Raw genomic sequence first — 23,676 nt, forward strand, 5'->3', positions numbered from 1 at the left:
AACAGGTAATTTAGATATTTAGCAAACTTATCAACCAACCCAAGAATCTAACCATTTTAGCCAAATCCTTGTTTCTCAACAAGTTTTTATCTGCATCACCGCCGATGGATGTGCATTCTACAGCATTCCTAACCCAATGCAACACCCTTTTTTAAATTTATTTGATTTATTTGATCGAGTGTATATTTTTAGAGCAAAATTACATTTTTTCTTATATTTTTCGACCGAATTTGTTTTAATACGATAAGAACAATTAAACTGTACTCTCGATATCTATGTTTTGCGTTAAGTGACGCAATCATTTTAATGACTGTATTATTTCGCTCTCACAGCGATTAAGGACTTATATGCATTACTCGAATTTTATCTTGCTTGGGTTGTTAACTGCTGGAGCGTGTTCATCAGTATTTGCGCAAGAGACTCCAACTGAGTCTACCGCTCAAACTGCGACATCACAAGCACAGGTTACTCCTGAGCAAAAGGTTTCCACCATTCAAGCCATAAAAGACTTAAAGCATCTCACCAAGAATGATTTAAAAGTAAATGCCAATGCTGCACAACCGGATGCAGTGAAAGATCCTTTACAGCCATTGAATCGTCAGATTTACGCATTTAATGACATGTTAGACCGTAACTTGTTAAAGCCAGTTGCAATTCAATACGTGGCTAAAGTTCCTGAACCTGTGCGTAGTCCTTATCGTCAGTTCCGTAAAAACCTGGGTGAGCCATGGAATGCGGTGAATCAGCTCATTCAAGGCCGCCCTACCCGAGCAGCAAAAACTTTAGGTCGTTTTACGGTAAATACGTTAACCACTTTAGGTTTTGCTGATCCTGCGCGTCGTTTGGGCTTAGACACAGAAGAAGAAAGCTTTGGCGTGACGCTGGGTTATTACGGTGTCCCTTCTGGGCCTTATGTAATGTTGCCTTTCTTTGGACCAAGTACCTTCCGTGATGGTTTTGGCTTGGCAGCCGACAGTTTTGGGCGTCCACAAAAATATTTACTGGATGATCAAGACGGGATTTACTGGTCTACCAATGTATTACAAGCCGTTGATGCACGTTCACAAATTCTGGATATTGAAGAAAGCCTGAAAGGTGATAAATATTCCATGATCCGTGATTTCTATTTACAGCGTAAGGCTTTCCAGATTTCAGAGAAACGTGGTGACTCTGATGATGTTTCTTTTGTTGGTGATGCAGATGATGTTGACGACTCATCTTCTGACGAAAAATGATCATATTAAAATAATGTTTTACAAACTTATGTATTGTCAGGGAATTTAAACTCTGGCAATACTATAGTTATAGGTCATCTTTCATCTATGATGAATTAAAAATGATCATACAAAGGATTGACTATTCATCTATGTATTTCATTCAACCCACACGCGCCATACCCTGTCTAGATCAAGCTTTAACCGAGTTACCAAGTTTGCAGATCATTCGAGTTGATGATCTGGACTTGTATGATCAAACCATTATTGCGATTGCCGACGTACAAGATTTTTTAAAGTATCAATGGAAGTTGCCGACGGTGGTACTTGCCTTTGAACATGAAGGTGCGGCTTTGGCACAAGCATGGGAACTGGGAGCCTTGGCGGGCTGGATTTGGGATAACTTACCCAAGAATCCAATCCATTCTTTATTCAAGATCGATGCGCAATATAAACGTAATCAGGATAGCCGTGACTTACCTTCGGCGGCCGAATTACAAAAACGTTTGTTGCCGAACCCGATTGAGCTGCCAAACTACCAGTTTGAATCTTTCTTTCAGCCTTCGGCTTATTTGTCGGGCGACTGGTATGACTATTGGCGTTTGAATGATGAAGAAGTGCTGTTCTATCTGGCAGATGTATCAGGACATGGTGTCACCAGTAGCCTATTAACCTCGTGGATGGCCGCCTTTCATGGTCGCTCAAAAACACCAGGACAATTAATTCAGAAACTCAATGCCATGTTGGTGCAAGAAAATATTGAAAAGCACATCACCATGGTGGCTGGTATTTTAAATCTGGCGACCCATGAAGTGCGTTGGTCGAGTGCAGGACATTACCCACCCCCAATCATTTTTGAACCGAACCAGCCTCCACAGATTTTAACCACCAGTAGCTTTCCCTTAGGGCTCACCGAGGAACTGGAAGTTGAAGAGCATCGCTGTGTATTAAGCCCTCAGGCACGCTTCATTGTGTGTTCGGATGGTGCGCTTGAACCTTTCGATGGTGGCCTGAATGATCAGTTTAATCAACTGGTCGAACACCTGCAAAATGATGCCTTTAAAGCACCCGACCATGTCGCGGATGACATTGCAATACTCAGCCTTCGCCGAATGAATTAATTTAAATATCATTAACTTAACCAAATCCAGGCATCCACCCACTTGTGTCTGGAATATCACTATGGGATAATTTTATATCCTTTCTCTGAAAATGGCATTTATATGTCAACAGGTCATGTTGAATATGCAAGTTTGAACGGAACGCATATTTTCAAGCTTATTGGCGAAGTGCGTGCTCACTCTTGTATAAGTCTAGACAAACTGCTCAACCGAATTGAACAACAGCAAAATGTTGTTGGTGCAATCGTTGACTTAACTGAAACCACGTTTATTGACAGTACCGTTTTAGGCATTCTGGCAAAACTGGGTTTAAAGCTAAAGCAAGTTCATCAGATCCAAGCAGTCATGCTGTCAACAAATCCGGATATTACCACCTTGGCCAACAGCATGGGGCTAGGTCAGGTATTTGTGATTTTAAATTACTGTGGCGATCCGAGTGTATGTACGTTAGAGCTTACCGATGAACATGTCACTCATAGTGCCATGCTCAATACTGTGCTCGATGCACATAAAACACTGATGCGTTTAAATGAAAATAACCAGAATATGTTTGAACCTCTGGTTAAACAATTGCAAAAAGAACAAGATTGCCTCAATCTCGATGCACATAAACAAAACGCTTGATCATTAAACCTGATAACGCGGCGCCTATATGACTTTACTCTCTGTTGTACAAATGAACTCCCAAAATGATATCGAAGCCAATTTCGTTATCATTGAATCATTAATTCAACAGAGTAAAGCTCAGGCAGCTGAACTGATCGTTTTTCCTGAAAACTTCGTCTGCTTTGCTGCGGGTAAACAGCGTGAGACCGCAGCGCAATTCGAGAGTATCCAGCAGCGATTAGAGCAACTGGCACATCGCTATCAGATCTGGATTATTGCAGGCACGCTCCCATGCCCTTTCCGTCCAGATGGTTCAATCATTCAGGATGGCCGGGTTCGAACCGTCAGTTTATGTATCAGTCCTGAAGGCACCGAAGCACGCTACGATAAAATTCATTTATTTGATGTGCAAGTCAGTGATGCCGTTGGCGGTTATCAGGAATCTAAATTCTTCGAACCGGGTGATCAGGTCATCGTTGCCAAGACACCTTTTGGTAATATCGGCCTGATGGTCTGCTATGACTTACGTTTTCCGGAACTGGCTTTAACCCTGCGCCAGCAAGGCGCCAATATGTTAACCGCCCCTGCTGCCTTTACCTATACGACGGGTCAAATGCATTGGCAGTTGCTACTGCAAGCGCGGGCCATGGATAGCCAATGTTATGTTTTAGGTGCTGCCCAGCAAGGCTGGCATGGTGAAAAACGTCAAACTTGGGGGCATGCCGGGATTACCAATAGTCGTGGCCAGCTGCTTCAGATGATCGAGACTGAAGGTCATGACCTCATCACCAGTGCATTTGATCTTGAAGAACAAAATGCTATACGTGCTTCTATGCCACTGATGCAACATCGCAAATTAATTAATTATTAAAAATGCCATAATCACAACATTTTCAATGTCGGTTTTGCACAAAATAACGGCAACAGCACATGTACTGACCGTATTGTTCAATTTTTATCAATGTAGCTTTTCTAGATTCATGATTTAATACAATTTATTTGATCATGATCGAACAAAGTCGAATGATTTTGGGATAGGCATGATGTAACATCATCAACTGATTCTTATTAAGCTTTATTCATGTTTAGATTTATCGCTGCTTTGTTTTTTTTGGGGACCACTGCATCACTTCATTCAATGACAGTTGATGCAAATATCGAGGAATCGGCAACTTCAGCAACGATCTTGTCTACCCCGCAGAATTTATCCTTAAATGCGTTTGGTCAATGGATTATTGGCTGGGGAACAGGTCCAGAAGGTGCCCGTCAACGTCTGGATAATATTCAACGTGAAGATGTTGCTGTGATTAAGCAAAAAGGTACCACGCTGGAAATGATCAAGGCCTGGCAGCAACATTTTGAACTTGAAGCGCAAAATAATCTTAGCAACCCGACAGCGCGTTATCGTGCCCGTCTGATGAAAAAAATTGCCGATCTGTGGTAATTCCCTAACAGAACACGTTTCTAACCTTGGCATAAGTTTGATTACTTATGCCTTTTGTTTTTTATAATCGATAAAAATTTTCCCACTGTTCAGCCCCGTCCTACGTACAGGCCTATTCAAACTAAACGGGCAACAACCGGACTCCCCACATCTAACAACCATGGCACCGACAACAAACCGACATTTACCCTACACGTATAACAACCAAAGAGGGCAAGATCGGCAACGTTTACTGACTTGTATTTTGCTTCAGAATCAGTACGATCAAATTGCATTCAATAATATTCAGGGATCATTATCATGTCATTAGAAAAAGTGGTTTATCGTGCGAAAGCAAAAGCAACCGGTGGTCGAGATGGCCGTGCAACCTCTTCTGACGGTGTCTTAGATGTAAAACTTGGTGTACCTAAAGAAATGGGCGGTGCGGGTGGCGAAGTCACCAATCCGGAGCAACTGTTTGCTGCCGGCTATTCTGCCTGTTTCTTGGGAGCAATGAAGTTTGTTGCCAACCGCGATAAGTTCAATATCAGCAAAGATGCCTATGTAGAAGGTGAGGTCGGTATTGGCCCCATTCCAACAGGTTTTGGGATCGAAGTTACTTTAAATGTATATCTGATCGGTATGGAACAAGCGGAAGCAGAACAACTGGTTGCTGCCGCACACATTGTTTGCCCGTATTCAAATGCAACCCGCAACAATATTGATGTGAATTTTAATATCGTGACTGCTGCATAATTTGAACGACCATAACAAAACAGCATGCGATCTGCATGCTGTTTTTATTTCAAAGCCTAAATTTATTCTTCAGCAGCTTCATTGGTGACACGAAGTACTTCTTCCAATGTGGTTTTACCTGCTAGGACTTTCAATAAACCATCATCACGAATGGACGCTGCATGACGGCGTGCATGATTTTCCAGTTCATACTCAGCCGCATTGCCATGAATTAAACGGCGCGTCGACTCATCGACTGGCACGATTTCATAAATAGCCGTTCGACCGCTAAAACCCACATGTGAACACTTTTCGCAACCCTTCGGTTCAGGCAGTTGCATAGCTTCATCGGCTTTAAGATGCTGGAAAACCTGACGTTCAAAAGCATCTGCCGCTCGCCATGTCACACAATGCGGACATAAGGTACGCACCAAACGTTGGGCAATCACTCCAATTAAGGAACTGGCCAAGAGGAATGGCTCGATTCCCATATCTTTTAAACGGGTTACTGCCCCAATTGCGGTATTGGTATGCAAGGTAGACAGTACCAAGTGACCCGTTAACGAAGCTTGAACTGCAATTTCAGCAGTTTCCAGATCACGAATCTCACCAACCATCACCACGTCAGGGTCCTGACGTAACATCGCCTTCAAGGCACGCGCAAAAGTCATGTCCACTTTGGTATTGACCTGAGTTTGTCCAATCCCTTCCAGTTGGTATTCAATCGGATCTTCGGCAGTCAGGATATTACGGGTATTGTCATTCAGATCAGACAAGGCCGCATACAAGGTCGTGGTTTTACCTGAACCGGTTGGGCCAGTCACCAGAATAATGCCATGTGGGCGATGCACCAGTTGAGTTAAACGCTCATAGTCATTTTTCATCAAGCCCAAATGGGTCATGTTGAGACGCCCCGCCTGCTTGTCCAGCAAACGCATCACCACACGTTCACCATGTGAAGAAGGTAAGGTCGAAACACGGACATCTACTTCACGTCCAGCCAGACGCAATGAAATACGGCCATCTTGCGGGACCCGCTTTTCAGCAATATCCAGTTTTGCCATGACCTTGATCCGTGAGACCAACAGTGGTGCCAGCTCACGACGTGGCTGAACAATCTCACGCAATTGGCCATCAACACGTAACCGTACTGATAGTTTTTTCTCGAAGGCTTCGATATGAATATCCGAAGCACTGACCCGAATCGCTTCTGATAATAATGCATTGATTAAACGCACAATCGGCGCATCATCTTCCTGATCCATCAGATCTTCGGCTTCAGGGACCTGATCGGCCAGACTCAATAAATCGGGATGATCTTCCAGCCCTGCTGCAACCTGTTGCGATTCGCCGGTATCCCCCGCATAACTGGAACTGAGTAAGGCATGAAATTCCTGATCACTACACAATTGATCGTGAGCAGATTTCCCCAAAATTCGACGCGCTTCCTGCAACGCAATACGCGCAGTGTCCTTGCGTCGTACAATAAAAATTTGATCACCTTCATAGCGCAATAAAACGCCATGTCGCTTCGCAAAACTATAAGGAATTTGTATTTGTTTAAGTATTTGCATCACACAAATAATGATAAGAGAAAGTATTGAGTGTACTCTAAGCAGATTACAGCGTGAAGTCTGTTTAGCATACTCACAAAGGAATTTTGCATCTTGTCTCAAAATAATCAATTTGAAGCGCCGCCTTCCAATACATTGAAATGGTGGGGCGAACAACAATTCGAACTTCAACAGGCCAAAGCTTGGCAATTCGGTTCATTGCTCTTTCGTCTGACCCGCGGCATCAAAGAATGGCGGCTGGAATATCATCGCCCTCAATTTCAGTATGACTACGAACAACAATGGCGGATATTGAACGATATCGAATTTGCCATGCCACCCCCTGCAAAAATTGAACGCTACATGTTCCATAAAACCAACAGTACCTTTCATCTGATGCCACGACTAGCTGACCGTTCAGTGGTGATTCGTCCTGTAGATCCGATTTATATTCCAGCGGGACAGCGCGGAACCTTATATATCAGTACGCCGTTGTGGATCGCTGGTCTGGTAGATGGGCTTTCTGAACCGCTTTTTGATATTCCCGTGATTCAACCGAAAGACACCTGGTTTGGTAAAGACCCACAGAATGGTGAGATTTGCTACGCCACTTCAGTCGACGGGCGTATCGATTTGAATCTACTGAAACCACGTGCTTTCCGAGCGGTGACCCCGATTGAGTTTCACAATACCAGTCATCATCAATTGCGCTTTGACCGTATGAATGTGCCGGTGCCTGCCCTGCCATTATTTTATAGTGAAAGTACAGGACGCTTATGGACCTCGCAAATCAAGGTCTATTACGAAGGAACCGATCATCCGGCCCGTATTCGCATTGAGAACAAAACTCCGACTCAGGCAGGTGAAGTCACCTATGTACATCCCCCTCGAGCCCCAGGTAGCACCTTATTCAATATGTTTGATTCATTTTTCTAAGGGGTTGCCATGCCGAATTCAAATATTCCAAAAGATGTTGCTGGCAGCCTGACCAGTGTTTTTACCAACATTAATTTTGAGCGGCTCAGCGAAATCGTAGTCGCCATTATTTTATGTTTTATCGGCTTCCTGATTGCGCGACTGGTGTCCAATGCCTTTATCCGCACCATTGGCAGCCGTTTTAATGCCCATCAACGCTTATTATGGCGTCGAGGCATTTTTTACTTTATTTTCTTGCTGTTCATCATGACCAGTTTAAGGGAAGCAGGTTTTAAACTGAGTGTCTTTCTCGGAGCAGCGGGGATCTTGACCGTGGCCTTAGGTTTCGCTTCTCAGACTTCAGCAACCAACTTGATCAGCGGTTTGTTCCTGATTGGCGAAGGCTCCTTTGAAGTCGGTGATACCATTCAAATTACCTTGATTCGGGGGCAAACTATTGAAGGTGAAGTGATTTCAATTGACTTACTCTCAGTCAAACTTTTGACGCTGGACAATGTTTATATTCGCTTGCCGAACGAACAGCTGATTCGAACACCGGTGATGAACTTATCCAAATATCCGATACGGCGGATTCCGATTACGCTGGCGATTAACTTCCATGAAGATATCATCAAAGTTCGGCAAGTCTTGTTAGATGTGGCAGCGAAATATCCACTGGTAATGGATGATCCGAAAGCAACAGTGACGGTAACGGCGTTCAGGGAGTCTTCCATTGAACTGTTATTTGCAGTGTGGTGCCGTCAGGAAAACTCACTCAAAGTCCGCGATGAAATGCAGGAACGGATTCGTAATGGCTTTCTGGAAAATGAGATCGAAATTCCAGTACCGAAGATGGGTCTGATTGATCGGCCTCTACCCTTGGAAAATGATGAAATCGATCAATATGCCAATCAGAAAGAACTGAAAAAAGACGAGAAAGAAAGATAATTAGCTTTCTTTCTCTGTTTCACTTAGCGCAGGTGGCAACGGTGCCAAATAAGCAATCACCAGCATTACCGCACCCGAACCAATAAACTAAATCACACGGGTTAAAGTGCCACTTTGCGATAAGTCCAATAACAACAACTTCATGACCACAATTCCCAATAAAGCCGCACCGACAAACCAGATTTGACGAATGTGACGGCGACTAGAAAAGGTCATCAGGATAAACGCCAGAATCACCCACAGCAGCGTTAAACTCAGTTGCACATCACCATTCGACCAGATTGCTGTGCCCCAAAATGGCGTCCCCAAATAATGATGCATGGCACGCACCACCACACTACTCAGCACCAATAGCCCAATCAAAATCGTGGTGACTTTAAAACCCCATTCTATCGAACGCTCTGCGCTAAAGTCATGATGATAAATCATCCAGATCAAGCCAAAGAACATCAATACAGACAGAATATCGGTCAGGTTAAATAGCGGTAGTACATAATATTGCTGCGCAGAATAAGGATCCAGACTGACCAATACCAACCAGAACAGGGTTAAGCACCAGATCGGAACCTGATGCAACAATTGGGTGTTCTTCGATATAAATTGCCAGATACTGTAAATCGCAGGGACAATCGCAAGCGCAACAAGCGGCATGATTGGAAAAATAGCCAATCCAATACTAGCGAGACTAAGCCAGAGCAAAGCCGACCACAGCATGAGCGATGCTTTAGACCTGTTATCACTCAAGAACATCAGGATCAAGGTCATGGCAATCGACGCTACAGCAAAGCTGAGCTGGTTTAAGCTACTCGACCAATGCCAAACTGAATACACATTTTGAGCAAAACTTTCCACGTAGAGCAATGCTAATAAGCCAGTTAACAAGATGAGCTGTACACTGCCCCATTGCAATCGAGATTTAAGCTTTACGGCCAGACTAAACAAAGCCAGCAAGATAGCTGCGACCGCGAGATATGGACTCAGCCCATGTTGTTGCCATTGCATCAATTCAACCGCAGCAATTGCTCCAGAATATAAACCAAGTGCTAAAAACACGCCGCTGAGCATGCGCGCACTGAAATATTTTTCGACTTCCTGATAATGCAACAAGTAAAAAGCCGAAATAAATTGCGCTAAAGCAAAAATCGCAGTACTTAAAATCGGGAAATGATCATTTGACCAGACCTGAAACAGCAATGCTACCGAACTGAGCAAGACCAGTGCAACACCCACATAACGACTTAAACGATAACGCTCGGTGACACCCCAAACGATTAATGCCGTGCCCTGAATCACCCAGCCGGTTGAGGTCCAGTGCGCCCCTTTGGCCAGCGGGAAAATTAATGCAACGAATACTACCGCAAGGATAAAAAAGCTTTTGGCTAAAATTGAAAGTTGCGGATACTGACGTTTAATCCAGAGATTTAAGGCAATGTAAGTCGCGGCAAGTGCAACGGCTCCCCATGTCAGTGCTGAGGTCGAGTTATGCATTAAATAAGCATGCAAGGAAAAGCCCAGCACAGGCACACTAAAGATCAGGCCGACATCTAGAATCGGCTGTAAGCGCTCAGATGACTGATCGGTTGGTTGCTGGTTTTGAGCGCGTAGCATTAACTGGCTATAACGGATACTCAGCCAGATAAATAAAGCGATATGCAACCACAGGATCACATCCAAAGTATCGAACTGCGACGTCTTGGCATACACCCCGATTCTAGAACCACCAATAAACATGGTTGCAAAGAACGCAATCTGATGCAGGATTTTCCAAGGTTGAATAAAGTTCAGCGCTGCCACCGCCAAGTTAATGACAAAGTAATAGCCAAACAGAAAAATCACATCCGGATGATTTTGTGGAATCACCAACGGTGCAAGATAAGCCATGGTCAAGGCCAACATGGCTAAATACAGGGCGTGTTGCTTTAAACTCAGATAAACTGTGACTAATAATAAAATCACAAATAGAATACTGGCCGTCGTTAAGCTGGCGATTACGGCAAAATGATGAGAGAAAATCAGCGTCAAGAAAATGACGGCTAACCCTACGCCTTGTAACGCAACTGCAAATAATTGATTTTTCTTTTGCAGTAAATAACCTGCAACCGTCGTCACTGCCCCTGCACTGGCAATAAAACCCAGCTTCACACCAAGACTGAGTTGCCAATGTTCACTGGCAAAACGTAATAATAAAACCACACCCACCATCAGTACCGCGACAGCGACACGCAGAATTGGATTGCCGTGTATCATCCAGTCCAGTGCGGGCTGCCAGCAACTTGGTGTATTCGGCTTGGTGGCTTGAGTCACTGGAGTCGAAGTCTGCCCACCTGGTGCTGCGGATTCAGTTGTTTGCTGCATCCATGCCGGATGCTGTACGGAGGCAATAGGATTAGAAGAAGCTGTAGTTGTGTGTTCAAGCTGCTGATCCAGCGGAGTTGACTGGGCTTGAGCGGCGCGCTCGACCTGAATCTGATGTTGTTGAATCGCATGCTGTTCCAGATGTAATAAACGGGTCTGGAATGCACTGATGGTTTGAATCAGGCACAACAGCAACACCAATAAAGCACCACCCGCCAACCACATCCATGTATTCGCATAGGCAAACAGGGCCACCAATGCCGTGCTATAAATCACAATTTTCTGGACAGCCATCCCTGTAACCAGCACAAAACCATTCCCGCTTGCTTGTTCAAGTTGTAGCAAGCGCTGATGAATCTCAGACAGAATGTGCACAATAACAACGGTCAGCCCGATCGTCGCGGCGATAACAGTCGCATGCCATTTGAATGCAACCGCACAAGCAAGCAACACCGTCAAAGCAATCAGGACTACGACTATTCCCTGTTTATCTTTTTTATACATAGACTTATATCAATTATGACAGCTTCATTGCTGGTATCTTACTTGATCACTGCATAAGCAGGTATTTTCACATACAAAATACTGCAAATCTTAAACCACAGTTCCCCTGCTACAGATTCCAGTTCAGATAAGACAGCCACCGCTTTTTCACGTAAAATACCGACTAATTTATAATTAGGATTTGCGCAATGCCACCTTTTGTCTTGGTTGACGGGTCTTATTTCTTATTTCGTGCTTTTCACGCTTTACCGCCATTAACGACGTCTACTGGCTTACATACCAATGCAATACGTGGTGCAATTTCAGCAATCCAGAAATTGATGCGTCGTACCCAGCCGACTCATATGGCAGTGATTTTCGATACGCCAGAGCCGACTTTCCGTCATAAGTTATCGCCGATCTATAAAGGTGATCGTCCAAGCATGCCTGAGGAGTTGTCTCAGCAAATTCCTTATCTACATGCATTGATCAGAGCACAGGGTATTCCGTTGTATAGTCTTCCTGGTGCGGAAGCAGATGACATTATTGGAACATTAACCAAACGTGCGCTTTCGGAAGGTCACCATGTCCTGATTTCCACCGGTGACAAGGACATGGCGCAGCTGGTCAACGAACACGTCAAATTGGAAGACAGCTTCAAAGAACGTGTTTTAGATGAAGCGGGCGTTTTTGAAAAATTTGGGGTTCATCCCAACCAGATCATTGATTACCTGACCCTGATGGGCGATGCGTCTGACGGCATCATGGGTGTGCCGGGCGTGGGTGCAAAAACGGCAGCAAAGTTGTTAAATGAATACGGCACCTTAAGCAATATCATTGCCAATGCCGATCAATTGAAAGGCAAAATTAGCCAGAACATTAAAGATAATCTAGACAACATCAAAATTGACCATCAATTGGCAAGTATTGTTTGTGATCTTGATCTGGCTTTAGACTGGCATGACCTGAAACTTACCAATCCAAATGTAGAACAGTTACGTCACCTGTATACCGAGCTTGAATTCCGTAACCAGTTACAGTCGCTGGATCATCCCAATAATCCGAATAGCCCTGCTTATCAACAGGCTGCACAAAGTATTGCCAAAGCAGAACAAAAAACTGAGCAAGTGGTGATTGAAGATCATGCCAGTCTGACGAGTCAGGATGATCAACTGGGTACAGCGACCTACCATACCGTGCTGAGCCAGCAGGATTGGGGTGCATTATTGCAACGTATGCAGCAAGCAGATCATTTTGCGATTGATACTGAAACTACCAATCTGGACTACCGCTTTGCTGAGCTAGTCGGGTTCTCGGTCGCCTTTGATGCCAATGATGCGTACTATGTTCCGGTTGCCCATGATTATGAAGGTGCACCAGAACAACTGAATCGTGAACAGCTTCTGGCCCAGATCAAACCGATTCTTGAAAATGAACAGGTCAAGAAAATTGGTCATCATTTAAAATATGATGCCCACATCTTTGCCAATCACGGTATCACCATTCAAGGCTGGTATTTCGATACCATGCTGGCGTCTTATGTATTGAATGCAGCAGCAACCAGACATGGCATGGATGATGTTGCACGTCTTTATCTCAGTCATTTGACCACGACTTTTGAACAGATTGCCGGTAAAGGCGCCAAACAGAAAACCTTTAACCAGATTGAGCTTGAAGTGGCAGCGCATTATGCCGCTGAAGATGCGCATGTTACCTATCGCTTATACGAAGTGCTTGCAGCAAAACTGAAAGCCCATCCGGAACTGGTCAATATTCTACATAACATTGAGATGCCTGTTGCACGCGTGCTCACGGGCATGGAAGAAGATGGGATTAAACTGGATCACGCTTTCCTTGATCAGCTCAGTGTAGAGTTTTCCGAAACCATTCAGACTCTTGAAGCACAGGCAGCCGAGCTGGCAGGTGAAGCGTTTAATGTCGCATCCCCAAAACAGGTTGGTGAAGTGCTGTTTGAAAAGCTTGGACTTAAAGGTGGCAAGAAGACGGCAACCGGTCAATACAGTACCAGTGAAAGTATTCTTGAGAAAATTGAACATCCATTGGCTGAAGTGATTTTAGAGCATCGCGGTTTGGCGAAGCTCAAAAATACCTATACCGATCGCCTGATTGTGCAGTCAAATGATGCAACCCACCGGGTGCATACCAGCTATCACCAGGCCTTAACGGCGACAGGTCGTTTGTCTTCAACCGATCCAAACCTGCAAAACATTCCAATCCGTACTCCGATTGGTCGTCAGATCCGTAAAGCCTTTATTGCGCCTGAAGGTCGCGTGTTACTCGCTGCCGATTATTCACAAATCGAATTACGTTTGATGGCGCATTTCTCGCAAGATGATGCGTTGGTGCATGCTTTCCAGCAAGGTCAGGACGTACACCGCCGTACCGCTTCCGAAGTACTAGGGATTGATATTGAAGATGTCACCAATGACCAACGTCGTCAGGCCAAAGCGGTCAACTTCGGTCTACTCTATGGGATGTCTGAATTCGGTTTAACCCGTCAGCTTGGCTTTAGCCGTGAAGAATCACGTAGCTATATCGCGCGTTACTTCCAACGCTATCCAGGGGTACTGGATTATATGGAACGTACCCGCCAGATCGCACGTGAGCAAGGCTTTGTGGAAACCATTTTAGGTCGACGTTTGTATACGCCAGACATTATGGCGAGCAACAAGATGATCAAACAGGCGGCTGAACGAGCAGCAATCAATGCCCCGTTACAAGGCAGTGCGGCAGATATTATTAAGCTGGCCATGATCGCCGTCGATAAAATGCTACCCAAAGATCAGGCCAAGCTGTTACTACAGGTCCACGATGAACTTGTGTTTGAAGCAGATGTGGCAATCGCAGATGAGCTTTCCAAACAAATTGCTGAAGTGATGCAATCGGTATTGGAAATTTCAGTGCCATTTGTGGTGGAAGTCGGACAGGGTCTAAACTGGGATGCTGCGCATTAAGCTAGCCTGAGTGCACAAAAACAAAATGTTTCTTGCAGACAGGGGATAAACTCCCCTGCGCTACAAGAACACAATAATAAAGAATAGCCGATAACAATTAATTCGTATAGGAGAAAGGAATGCAACATGTCCTTTAATCAAGTCCAATTCAAGCGTTTTCACTCTATTGATTCATTACGCTGTATTTCAATCTTTCTGGTGTTACTGCATCACTTCAATATTCCTTACAAACTATTTGATACTTCCATTAACTTCCAGGTTTTTGGCGAAAACATCACCACGCTTTTAGCCCGCAATGGTAACTACGGCGTCACCATGTTTTTCGTGATCTCGGGCTATCTCATTACCTCCCATACCATCAAGCGTTGGGGAGCATTGCAGCAGATCAATACCCGGGACTTTTATATATCACGATTTGCACGCATCATGCCGACCCTGATTCTGCTGATTTGTGTGGTCAATCTTCTCGGTGCATTTGAGCTCAAGCCTTTTATGACGCAAGCCCCAAATGGCATCGTGGTGGCTCAATCCACCGTCAATCTGGCAGCACTGACCTTCTGGATGAATCTGCTGATTATCGAAAATGGCTGGGTCAACTATGCGCTTGGCGTGTTATGGTCATTATCTGTGGAAGAAGTCTTTTATTTGCTGTTTCCGCTGACCGCGCTACTATTTAAGAGAAAACCCTACTTTCTATTGGTGTGTTTCGCCTTAATTCTATTTGCACCCTATTTTAGATCTTTGCACTATGGTGAAGAAGGTGGCGCGTACCTCTATCATTACTTCTCTAGTTTCGACGGGATTGCTTTTGGTTGTGTGGCTGCGCTGCTGGCACCACAACTGAAACTACAAGCCCGCACTTGGTCAGGCCTGAAATATATGGCGATTGTGACCATGTTTATCATCTATTTTTCTGCCCCGATTAAACAAAACTGTGTTTGGGGAATCAGTCTATTTGCACTGGCAACTGCAATCATCATTCTTGCGAATGTCGCAAATGAGCAGGTTATACAGGTTCAGCGCTTGAAGTGGCTGCAAGAGATTGGTAAGAACAGTTATGAAATTTATTTATTCCATCTGATTATTTTAGGTTTTTTCAAACTGTTTTATACACCAGCACTGACCGAGGGTAATATTAAACTGGTGTTATTATTAGTCTATCTTATCCTCGCCATTGGATTAGGTGCCTTGATTGCACGCTACTTTTCCAATCCCTTAAACCGGGCCATACGACAACGCTTGATCAAGAAATAAAAAAAATGGGCATGACGCCCATTTTTTTTATTGAATCAAACCTACTTAAAGGCCCGTTAACAGGACTTTAGCCGCTTCATTCATCAGGATCTCAGCCACATACAGTGCCAGAAATGCCAGAATTGGAGAAAGGTCAATCATCCCCATATTCGGCATGATACGACGGAAAGGTGCAAGTAAAGGCTCAGCCAGCTCCTGAATCACTTCGATATATGGCGAGCGTGACTGGGTAAACATCACCACCCAACTTAAAATAATGGTGGCAAAAATCAAATAACGACAGAAACGGATCAGGTCCTGAATCATGGTCACAAAGGTGGTCACCACCAGATACACAGCACTGTGTGGCATCTGCCCTGATAAATACATCAGGCCGAACATCTTCAGTAAATACAGTACCAGCAACAACGCTACTGCCGCTAAATTGACACGACCTTTACCTACTGTTGGAAAAATACGACTAAAAATATCTACAATCTTGGTTGCTTTCACTGTCGAAAGTACCACCGGATTGTATGGACTCACTGCCGCCAATTGCATTAAAAAACGGAAAAAGACCAATAAAATTGCAACATTGATCAAAACACCAAAAATTAGCGCAGAACTTGCACCCATAATTGTCTTATCCTACTTAAACCGATTTAGTCTTGTCACTCAGCTCTTGCGCAAGCTCTTGGCTACGCTTCTGAGCTGCTGCAAGCGCTGCTTGAATATTTTGTGAAATCTGGGCACGGTCAAACACCTCTAAAGCTGCTTGGGTTGTGCCGTTGGGAGAGGTCACATTTTTACGTAATTCTGCGGGAGAATTTGAACTGGTAATTGCCATTTGTGCCGCACCTAATGCGGTTTGCAAGGTTAATGCAGTTGCAACCTTTTCATCCAGTCCCAGATTTTTACCAGCGCGAATCATACTTTCCATCAAATAGAAGAAATATGCAGGACCAGAACCCGATACTGCAGTTACTGCATCAATCTGTGCTTCATTTTCTACCCAGAGGGTCAAACCTGTCGCTGCAAGAATCTGACTGGTCAATTCACGGTCTTGGGCATCAACTGCTGCAGGTGCATAAATCCCATGGGCACCCGTCTGCACCAGCGCTGGCGTATTCGGCATAACACGGACAATACGCTGACTGCCACCAATCAAATCTGAAATGGTCTGAATTTCAGCCCCTGCAATAATCGAGATTACCAGTTTATCTGACAATAGGCCCTTTAATGGTTGTAATACCGTTGCCAGTACTTGCGGCTTTACCGCCAACACCACGACATCGGCATGCTTGATTGCGCCAACATTCTCAGTCGTAGTCTGAATTCCTTTTTCTTCTAATACGTGACGAATTTGCTCTACAGGATCAGAAACGGTAATGCGTGTGGTCGGTAATCCACGAGAAAGTAAGCCACCAATCAAGGCTTGGGCCATATTACCGCCGCCAATAAAACAAATATTTTTATTCAATGCTGTCGCCATGTCCTACTCGTCATATCAAAAAGACTGCTGAAAAGTACAGTCAGAAATTAAACTTGGTTGCCAACCACCTTGCTCTACATACTCAGATTGCGCCAACCAAAAACCTTTTGGGCTAAAAACCCCAAGCATAACATTATCCACGACTAATATTTGAATTGTATGACGTAACCAAGGCAAAATCTGTGCTTCCTGAATGGCTTTTTTCAGAGGCCAATGTCCAACGCGGCCATAAAGATGGATTTTTTCTCCACCCTGACGTTTAAGTAAGCTCAACTCCCGCCCTAACAGTTGTGCAGAAAGCCCTATTGCCTGCGATTCGATTTTAAATTGCCCTGCCGCGACCTCGACAGTTTGCCCAATTGCATAGTGTTGTAGTACGACATTGGCAACCGACATCTGCTGTTGTGCATACAGCTCATCATGGCTTAAACGATATAATTTTTTCTGATAGCGCACATAATAATGCGGGTGAATATGCAAGCTTGCCTGCGCATCTGCTTTGGCCAGAATCACCTCATTTTGCAGGCGCTGTACCATAGCGTAACTTGGACGATATTGATCTGTGCCTTTAATCCAGACAGATAAAAGCTGCCGTTGCCGCGCAGTTGAGAGCTGAGCCAGTTGGGATAAATCCAGTTCATGATCTGTTGCGCAATCTTGCCAGTCTTGTTGCAACACATCATTGAGGATTTCCGCTGCATCTTGCATCAGATAACTGCTGCGTGCCACAGCCGACTGCATTTTAGGGAAACGCTGTTCGAGCATCGGCCATAATTGTTCCCGACACCATGCCCGATCATAATAGGTATCGTGATTGGTGGGATCGGTGACATAGTCCAAGGCCAGTTGTTGTGACCATTGCTCAATCTGTTCCCGACTCAAATCTAAAAAGGGTCGCCAGATGGTCATATCCTGACGGATATCAAGCTGTTGCATGGCAGCGAGTCCAGTGACTCCCGCCCCAGAAAATAGACGCAATAACAGCGTTTCAGCCTGATCTTGCTGATGGTGTGCTAAAACAAGAATTTCATTAGACTGTAAGTGCTGCTGATAAGCTTGATAACGGGCCTGTCGCGCTTGCTGCTCGAGATTGCCTGTTTCAACCGTGACTTTTTGCAGAATAGAGGGAATATTAAGTGCTTCAGCTTGTTGTTGGACGAACATTCCCCAGCCAGCACTTAACCTTTGCAGCTGGTGATCGACATAAATGGCGCGAATTCGATCTGGAAATATTTCAGCCATCAGAGACAGCAACAGCATGGAATCCATGCCGCCGCTACACCCGATCAGGAATCGGGTTTGTTCAGAAAAATGCTGTGTTTGTGCTAAGACGCGATGCCTAAATTGCTGCTGCCAAACTTCATTAAACGTTGATAACGTGCGTCGCATCGTTCCTGGGCATCCATCGGTTGCAATTCATCTAGTGCCTGTTTTAACACATCTTTCAAATCATGCATGACTTTTTCAGGTTGCAAATGTGCACCCTCACCTTCATCCACCACATATTCCACAATACCCAAAGCTTTGAGCTTGTCTGCGGTTAAAGCCAGTGCCTCACTTGCTTGCGCCGCTTTGTCAGCAGTTTTCCACAAAATAGAGGCACAACCTTCAGGGGAAATGACGGAATAGATACTGTGCGACAGCATAATCACACGATCAGCCACACCAATACCCAAGGCACCACCTGAACCGCCTTCACCTAGTACAGTGGCAATGACAGGAACTTTTAAGCTTGAAAGTTGCGCCAAGCTGGTTGCAATCGCTTCAGCCTGACCACGTTCTTCTGCCCCAACACCCGGATAAGCACCCATGGTATCCACAAAAGTAAAGACAGGTAAATTGAAACGCTCAGCCATATCCAGTAAACGCTGTGATTTACGATACCCTTCCGGGTTACACATACCGAAGTTGTGTTGTAACTTTTCACGGGTACTGCGACCACGATGTTGACCCACCACCATCACGGGCTGTCCGTCAAAACGTGCCAGACCACCAATCATGGCACCGTCATCACCAAATAAACGGTCACCATGAAGTGCATCAAATTCAGTAAAGATTTCACTGACATAATCTAGAAATTGCGGACGTTCAGGATGTCGTGCAATTTGAACCGTAGCCCAAGCCTTGGACTGAGTCGCTTTATTTTTCATAAGTCAAGAATGGTCCATAATAATATGGTTAATCAACAAATTTGTCTGACTGAATATTTAACTCAATGTCCCAATGCTTAAACTGCACTTGTTCATCATGCAGGTCAGCAACCAATAAAGGCCATTGTTTAGCATCGCCAGATACGCTTAGTTGCCATTGTTGATCATTTACAACACTGAGTTCAATGGCAGGAAGCATCTGATCACTGCGACTATGGTTTAGCAAAACCGCCAGACGCAGTAATAAACAGAGATCAAGTAAATGACTGCCACCGACCTTTAAAACGTCATTTTTTGCATCCGCACGCAACTTGCGACGATGATGTGAAACCAGATGAGACAAATGGTTTTGATCAATTTGCGAGAAACCCGGGATGTCGGAATGCTGCAATAAATAAGCACCATGCCGATGATAACCGCCATGACTAATCGCCAGACCAATTTCATGCAAATAAGCGGCACGACGCAGTAAGTCACTGTCTTCTGTAGTTAAATTCAGCGCTTGTGCTACGCCATCAAACAATTGCTGAGCCGTATTAACGACACGCTCAGCCTGCTTCGGATCGGCATTGTAACGCCCCATCAAGGCTTGCACACTACGGTCACGAATGTCTTCATGTTTGAAACGTCCAAGTAAGTCATACATGACCCCTTCACGTAACGCACCGTCAGAATATGCCAATTTATCGATATCTAAAACTTCAAAAATGGCGAATAAAATTGCAAGACCAGCTGGCAAAACTGCTCGACGATCTTCACGCAGACCTTCAAAATCAATTTCAGAGATATGTTTAAATTTCAGTAACCGGTCTTTTAACTTATACAGGCCATCACGGGTCAGGTTTTCCTGTTCGTCGCTCAGCCCAAGATTGACTGCAATCTGACGACAGGCCTTGATCGTTCCACTTGAACCAACAACCGTATCCCAACCGACAGATTTGTAGGTATTGGCAATGCCTGACATCTCTTTACGCGCCGCAACAACCGCCTTGTCAAATGCCTTGTTGGTAATCTCGCCGTCAGCGAAATAGGTTTTGCTATAGGCCACACATCCCATCTGTAAAGATTCGGTATGCAGTGGCTCAAACTCTTCGCCGATAATAAATTCTGTTGATCCACCACCAATATCCACCACCAGACGGCGACCGCCATTGGCCATGGTATGCGAAACACCCAGATAAATCAGGCGTGCTTCTTCACGACCGGCAATGATTTCAATGGGTTTGGGTAAAATTTCAGCTGCTTTCTGAATAAACTCATGACCATTCTTTGCCTGTCTCAAGGCATTGGTCGCCACAATTCTTAAACGATTCGGTTGTACCGAACTCAAACGTCCGACAAAACGGGCTAGACATGCCAGTCCGCGCTGTTGTGCTGCTTCTGTTAAATTCTTGTTTTCATCCAGTCCGGCGGCTAACTGAACTTTTTCTGACATTGAAGCGACTTTTTTAACCTCGCCATGATCAACACGAGCAATCGCTAGATGGAAACTGTTCGATCCCATATCAATCGCAGCAAGTAATTCTTCATCAATCAGAAAATCAGACATTATTCATATAAACCCATGCTCAATTCACGCATTAGAGTAATTCACATGCTTACAATTTTAAAGTCATTTTCATCAATAAAAGTGAGCTATTTATGCTTTTCATGCCTAAATCATTGTAGAAGTCGATGATCAACATCGTGAGCATCCATTAGACTTTTCATTTTCAAACTTGAATAATCGGAACAAACCCTTACATTGAATAAAGCGGCAATGTAATATTCATCGTGATGATGTTTAAATTCGCACTTTATTTCTTAAATTTGGAGCAACCTTATGTCTGCGACTATTGTTAATACTACTGATGAAAACTTCCAAGCAGATGTTTTAGATGCTGAAACGCCTGTACTTGTAGATTTCTGGGCTGGCTGGTGTGCACCATGTAAAGCAATTGCCCCTGTCCTTGAAGAACTTTCAAACGAATACGCGGGTAAAGTGAAAATCGTTAAAGTTGATGTAACTTCATGCGAAGACACTGCGGTGAAATATAATATCCGTAATATTCCAGCATTATTGATGTTTAAAGATGGTGAAGTTGTTGCTCAACAGGTTGGCGCAGCACCACGTTCAAAACTTGCAGCATTTATTGACCAAAACATCTAATAAGACTGTTGAATTGTCAGTACTGGAAATACACGCTCAGTTGAATCGTGTATTTCCAGTTAAAAATTGACAAATCCCCTGATTTCATCTATATTTCTGGATCAAGAAGCTTTGAATGGAATCTACTTCATTGCGCTTCTTACAAGACACAAAACATAAGATCGCCGCTCGGCAATAAACAATTGTTTTCACATTTCTCTCTGAAACAATGAACCAGACTACTGAATTGTGGTTGTGTAAATACAATTACATCAGCATGTATGTATGCGGTCGATTTTTATTCTTTCCCTAACGTAGTCCTCCACTTATTCCATTCTGTCTGACCACTTATGAACTTAACTGAACTCAAGAAAAAACCCATTGGCGAACTCATTAAGATTGCGGAGTTTATGGGCCTTGAAGGCATGGCACGTAACCGTAAACAAGATATTATTTTTGCCATTTTAAAGCGCCATGCCATGAATGGCGAAGAAATCTTTGGTGATGGTGTTCTCGAAATTCTTTCTGATGGTTTTGGCTTCCTACGCTCTGCGGCTGGTTCATATTTAGCTGGACCAGATGACATCTATGTCAGTCCATCACAGATCCGTCGCTTTAACTTACGTACGGGTGACACCATTACCGGTACAATTCGTCCACCGAAAGAAGGTGAACGTTATTTTGCCCTATTAAAAGTTAACCAGATTAACTACGACACCCCTGAAAACTCACGTAATAAAATTTTATTTGAAAACTTAACCCCACTTTTCCCGACCGAACAACTGATTATGGAACTCGGGAATGGTACAACTGAAGACTTAACTGCACGTGTAGTCGATCTGGTTGCTCCTATTGGTAAAGGTCAACGTTCAATCATTGTGGCACCGCCGAAAGCGGGTAAAACAATGTTATTGCAAAATATCGCGCAATCCATTGTCCGTAACAATCCGGAAGTGTTCTTGATCGTGCTTCTGATTGACGAACGTCCGGAAGAAGTGACCGAGATGGAACGTACCGTTCGTGGTGAAGTTGTGGCATCAACCTTCGATGAAGCCCCTGCCCGCCATGTGCAAGTTGCCGAAATGGTGATTGAAAAGGCCAAGCGTCTGGTTGAGCACAAGAAAGATGTGGTGATTCTGCTCGATTCGATTACCCGTCTTGCCCGTGCCTACAACACCGTGATTCCATCATCAGGTAAGGTATTAACCGGTGGTGTGGATGCGCATGCTTTAGAACGTCCAAAACGTTTCTTTGGTGCGGCACGTAATATTGAAGAAGGTGGTTCACTTACCATTATCTCAACTGCGTTGATTGAAACCGGCAGTAAGATGGATGACGTGATCTACGAAGAATTCAAAGGTACAGGTAACCAGGAAATCACGCTTGATCGTCGTATTGCAGAGAAACGTGTATTCCCAGCAATGAACATCAAGAAATCAGGTACTCGCCGTGAAGAACGCCTCATGAGCGAAGAAAATCTGCGTAAAGTCTGGATCCTGCGTAAACTCCTTCACCCAATGGATGAGCTTGCGGCCATGGAATTCTTACTGGATCGTATGAAAGAAACCAAAACCAATGATGATTTCTTCGATCAGATGAAAAGAAAAGCCTCGACCTAAAGTCGAATAAAAAGCTACCTCAATGGTAGCTTTTTTTATTTGGTTGACAAACTTACATAACGTTTACATTTTTTTAAAAAAGTTACCAAAAACACTATTCTATTGATTTATTTATATATTTATAAAATAACTTATTTAATTTCCGTAACTTACCGATTTAAAATTTATAGTTCATAGTTATTTTCTATCAAAAAACAGCCAAATTTTGCCCATTTTTGTCGTTTTGTTGGACAGAACAGTAGTAATTCATGAATTGCTTTGATAGGATAGCCTCAGACCAGTTAGGCTGCTCCCTGCGTTGTTACCTAAAGCGTTTAGGAATAATAAAAGCACAAACAGACTAACTTAAGGTTTTTTTTAATCTCACAATTTTATGAGAGTGATGCCATGTTATTCAAAAAATTCGCTGTTGTTGCTGCTATTGCTACTACTTTAGCTTTCGTTGGTTGCTCTAAGAAAGAAGAAGCTCCAGCTGCTGACGCTAACGCTGCTGCTTCTGAAGCTGTAGCTGCTGCTTCTGAAGCAACTACTGCTGCTTCTGCTGCAACTACTGCTGCCGCTGCTGCTGCTCCAGTTGCTGCTGCTTCTGAAGCTGCTCCTGCTTCTGCTCCAGCTGCTCCTGCTTCTGCTGCTAAATAATCTAGTTTTTTTAGATTATCGAAAAAGAGAACCTATCGGTTCTCTTTTTTTATGCCTAAATATTTTAAAGCTCAAACAAAATACAAA

General features: G+C 44.1%; 20 protein-coding genes. 13 read left to right on the forward strand and 7 right to left on the reverse strand.

Going from position 1 to position 23,676, the window contains the following annotated elements; all coding sequences use genetic code 11:
• Positions 1-347 precede the first annotated feature (347 nt).
• The 6 genes from MSG93_RS17675 to MSG93_RS17700 all read left to right on the forward strand — a co-directional run bounded on the left by MSG93_RS17675 (position 348) and on the right by MSG93_RS17700 (position 5,120).
• On the forward strand, positions 348-1,235 hold the full coding sequence (locus MSG93_RS17675) for a VacJ family lipoprotein (RefSeq protein WP_324622785.1): 888 nt from the start codon (positions 348-350) through the stop codon (positions 1,233-1,235).
• A 131-nt stretch (positions 1,236-1,366) separates the two neighbouring features.
• The gene (gene gigA, locus MSG93_RS17680; RefSeq protein ID WP_324622844.1) at positions 1,367-2,335 is read left to right on the forward strand and encodes an RsbU family protein phosphatase GigA; all 969 of its coding nucleotides are present in this window, start codon (positions 1,367-1,369) and stop codon (positions 2,333-2,335) included.
• 102 nt (positions 2,336-2,437) lie between these two features.
• On the forward strand, positions 2,438-2,959 hold the full coding sequence (gigB, locus tag MSG93_RS17685; protein ID WP_004774748.1) for an anti-anti-sigma factor GigB: 522 nt from the start codon (positions 2,438-2,440) through the stop codon (positions 2,957-2,959).
• A gap of 28 nt (positions 2,960-2,987) precedes the next feature.
• The gene (locus tag MSG93_RS17690) at positions 2,988-3,812 is read left to right on the forward strand and encodes a carbon-nitrogen hydrolase family protein (RefSeq protein ID WP_324622786.1); all 825 of its coding nucleotides are present in this window, start codon (positions 2,988-2,990) and stop codon (positions 3,810-3,812) included.
• Between the two features lie 210 nt (positions 3,813-4,022).
• Positions 4,023-4,385 carry a DUF4951 domain-containing protein gene (locus MSG93_RS17695; protein ID WP_324622787.1) on the forward strand — a complete coding sequence of 121 codons (363 nt, stop codon included), beginning with the start codon at positions 4,023-4,025 and terminating at the stop codon, positions 4,383-4,385.
• Between the two features lie 300 nt (positions 4,386-4,685).
• Complete coding sequence (locus tag MSG93_RS17700) at positions 4,686-5,120, forward strand: organic hydroperoxide resistance protein (protein ID WP_005228806.1); 435 nt, start codon at positions 4,686-4,688, stop codon at positions 5,118-5,120.
• 62 nt (positions 5,121-5,182) lie between these two features.
• On the opposite strand, the gene gspE is transcribed toward MSG93_RS17700, so the two are convergent.
• Positions 5,183-6,673, reverse strand: coding sequence for a type II secretion system ATPase GspE (gspE, locus tag MSG93_RS17705; protein WP_324622788.1), 1,491 nt, complete (start codon positions 6,671-6,673; stop codon positions 5,183-5,185).
• Positions 6,674-6,766: 93 nt separating this feature from the next.
• Between gspE and MSG93_RS17710 the strand changes: the two genes are divergently transcribed.
• Positions 6,767-7,588 (forward strand): hypothetical protein, encoded by an 822-nt coding sequence (locus tag MSG93_RS17710; RefSeq protein WP_005283463.1) that lies wholly within the window; start codon positions 6,767-6,769, stop codon positions 7,586-7,588.
• A gap of 9 nt (positions 7,589-7,597) precedes the next feature.
• Positions 7,598-8,515 (forward strand): mechanosensitive ion channel family protein, encoded by a 918-nt coding sequence (locus MSG93_RS17715; RefSeq protein ID WP_004774742.1) that lies wholly within the window; start codon positions 7,598-7,600, stop codon positions 8,513-8,515.
• 87 nt (positions 8,516-8,602) lie between these two features.
• Here MSG93_RS17715 and MSG93_RS17720 read toward each other — a convergent pair whose 3' ends face one another.
• Positions 8,603-11,374, reverse strand: coding sequence for a DUF2339 domain-containing protein (locus tag MSG93_RS17720; protein ID WP_420714325.1), 2,772 nt, complete (start codon positions 11,372-11,374; stop codon positions 8,603-8,605).
• Positions 11,375-11,562: 188 nt separating this feature from the next.
• On the opposite strand from MSG93_RS17720, the gene polA reads away from it, so the two are divergent.
• Complete coding sequence (gene polA, locus MSG93_RS17725; protein WP_324622789.1) at positions 11,563-14,328, forward strand: DNA polymerase I; 2,766 nt, start codon at positions 11,563-11,565, stop codon at positions 14,326-14,328.
• Positions 14,329-14,454: 126 nt separating this feature from the next.
• Positions 14,455-15,582: an acyltransferase gene (locus tag MSG93_RS17730; protein WP_324622790.1), complete on the forward strand. Its 1,128-nt coding sequence runs from the start codon at positions 14,455-14,457 to the stop codon at positions 15,580-15,582.
• 45 nt (positions 15,583-15,627) lie between these two features.
• Here MSG93_RS17730 and MSG93_RS17735 read toward each other — a convergent pair whose 3' ends face one another.
• Genes MSG93_RS17735 through ppx form a run of 5 tightly spaced genes read right to left on the reverse strand, consistent with a single transcriptional unit; the run spans position 15,628 to position 20,752 of the window.
• Entirely contained in the window at positions 15,628-16,197 is a 570-nt protein-coding gene (locus tag MSG93_RS17735) for a YggT family protein (RefSeq protein ID WP_005228797.1), read from the reverse strand.
• 16 nt (positions 16,198-16,213) lie between these two features.
• On the reverse strand, positions 16,214-17,053 hold the full coding sequence (gene proC / locus MSG93_RS17740) for a pyrroline-5-carboxylate reductase (protein ID WP_324622791.1): 840 nt from the start codon (positions 17,051-17,053) through the stop codon (positions 16,214-16,216).
• A 15-nt stretch (positions 17,054-17,068) separates the two neighbouring features.
• Positions 17,069-18,322, reverse strand: coding sequence for a tRNA lysidine(34) synthetase TilS (gene tilS / locus MSG93_RS17745; protein WP_420714328.1), 1,254 nt, complete (start codon positions 18,320-18,322; stop codon positions 17,069-17,071).
• Positions 18,323-18,378: 56 nt separating this feature from the next.
• A complete protein-coding gene (locus MSG93_RS17750) occupies positions 18,379-19,203 on the reverse strand; it encodes an acetyl-CoA carboxylase carboxyltransferase subunit alpha (protein ID WP_005228791.1) in 825 nt (274 codons plus the stop codon).
• Positions 19,204-19,231: 28 nt separating this feature from the next.
• Positions 19,232-20,752, reverse strand: coding sequence for an exopolyphosphatase (gene ppx, locus MSG93_RS17755; protein ID WP_005228790.1), 1,521 nt, complete (start codon positions 20,750-20,752; stop codon positions 19,232-19,234).
• Positions 20,753-21,025: 273 nt separating this feature from the next.
• On the opposite strand from ppx, the gene trxA reads away from it, so the two are divergent.
• From trxA to MSG93_RS17770, 3 genes are all read left to right on the forward strand, one after another.
• Positions 21,026-21,352, forward strand: coding sequence for a thioredoxin (gene trxA / locus MSG93_RS17760; RefSeq protein ID WP_004774726.1), 327 nt, complete (start codon positions 21,026-21,028; stop codon positions 21,350-21,352).
• A 329-nt stretch (positions 21,353-21,681) separates the two neighbouring features.
• Positions 21,682-22,950: a transcription termination factor Rho gene (gene rho / locus MSG93_RS17765; RefSeq protein WP_004664227.1), complete on the forward strand. Its 1,269-nt coding sequence runs from the start codon at positions 21,682-21,684 to the stop codon at positions 22,948-22,950.
• Positions 22,951-23,337: 387 nt separating this feature from the next.
• On the forward strand, positions 23,338-23,589 hold the full coding sequence (locus MSG93_RS17770) for a hypothetical protein (protein WP_324622793.1): 252 nt from the start codon (positions 23,338-23,340) through the stop codon (positions 23,587-23,589).
• The last annotated feature ends 87 nt before the right edge of the window (positions 23,590-23,676 follow it).

The sequence above is a fragment of the Acinetobacter sp. IK40 genome, assembly GCF_035615075.1.
Classification (GTDB): Bacteria; Pseudomonadota; Gammaproteobacteria; order Pseudomonadales; family Moraxellaceae; genus Acinetobacter; species Acinetobacter courvalinii.

Excerpts from the sequence above, each read along its gene's own strand:
- MSG93_RS17675 (WP_324622785.1), top strand. The coding sequence starts at position 348 with ATGCATTACTCGAATTTTATCTTGCTTGGGTTGTTAACTGCTGGAGCG.
- gigA (WP_324622844.1), top strand. The coding sequence starts at position 1,367 with ATGTATTTCATTCAACCCACACGCGCCATACCCTGTCTAGATCAAGCT.
- gigB (WP_004774748.1), top strand. The coding sequence starts at position 2,438 with ATGTCAACAGGTCATGTTGAATATGCAAGTTTGAACGGAACGCATATT.
- MSG93_RS17690 (WP_324622786.1), top strand. The coding sequence starts at position 2,988 with ATGACTTTACTCTCTGTTGTACAAATGAACTCCCAAAATGATATCGAA.
- MSG93_RS17695 (WP_324622787.1), top strand. The coding sequence starts at position 4,023 with ATGTTTAGATTTATCGCTGCTTTGTTTTTTTTGGGGACCACTGCATCA.
- MSG93_RS17700 (WP_005228806.1), top strand. The coding sequence starts at position 4,686 with ATGTCATTAGAAAAAGTGGTTTATCGTGCGAAAGCAAAAGCAACCGGT.
- gspE (WP_324622788.1), bottom strand. The coding sequence starts at position 6,673 with ATGCAAATACTTAAACAAATACAAATTCCTTATAGTTTTGCGAAGCGA.
- MSG93_RS17715 (WP_004774742.1), top strand. The coding sequence starts at position 7,598 with ATGCCGAATTCAAATATTCCAAAAGATGTTGCTGGCAGCCTGACCAGT.
- MSG93_RS17720 (WP_420714325.1), bottom strand. The coding sequence starts at position 11,374 with ATGTATAAAAAAGATAAACAGGGAATAGTCGTAGTCCTGATTGCTTTG.
- polA (WP_324622789.1), top strand. The coding sequence starts at position 11,563 with ATGCCACCTTTTGTCTTGGTTGACGGGTCTTATTTCTTATTTCGTGCT.
- MSG93_RS17730 (WP_324622790.1), top strand. The coding sequence starts at position 14,455 with ATGTCCTTTAATCAAGTCCAATTCAAGCGTTTTCACTCTATTGATTCA.
- MSG93_RS17735 (WP_005228797.1), bottom strand. The coding sequence starts at position 16,197 with ATGGGTGCAAGTTCTGCGCTAATTTTTGGTGTTTTGATCAATGTTGCA.
- proC (WP_324622791.1), bottom strand. The coding sequence starts at position 17,053 with ATGGCGACAGCATTGAATAAAAATATTTGTTTTATTGGCGGCGGTAAT.
- tilS (WP_420714328.1), bottom strand. The coding sequence starts at position 18,322 with ATGGATTCCATGCTGTTGCTGTCTCTGATGGCTGAAATATTTCCAGAT.
- MSG93_RS17750 (WP_005228791.1), bottom strand. The coding sequence starts at position 19,203 with ATGAAAAATAAAGCGACTCAGTCCAAGGCTTGGGCTACGGTTCAAATT.
- ppx (WP_005228790.1), bottom strand. The coding sequence starts at position 20,752 with ATGTCTGATTTTCTGATTGATGAAGAATTACTTGCTGCGATTGATATG.
- trxA (WP_004774726.1), top strand. The coding sequence starts at position 21,026 with ATGTCTGCGACTATTGTTAATACTACTGATGAAAACTTCCAAGCAGAT.
- rho (WP_004664227.1), top strand. The coding sequence starts at position 21,682 with ATGAACTTAACTGAACTCAAGAAAAAACCCATTGGCGAACTCATTAAG.
- MSG93_RS17770 (WP_324622793.1), top strand. The coding sequence starts at position 23,338 with ATGTTATTCAAAAAATTCGCTGTTGTTGCTGCTATTGCTACTACTTTA.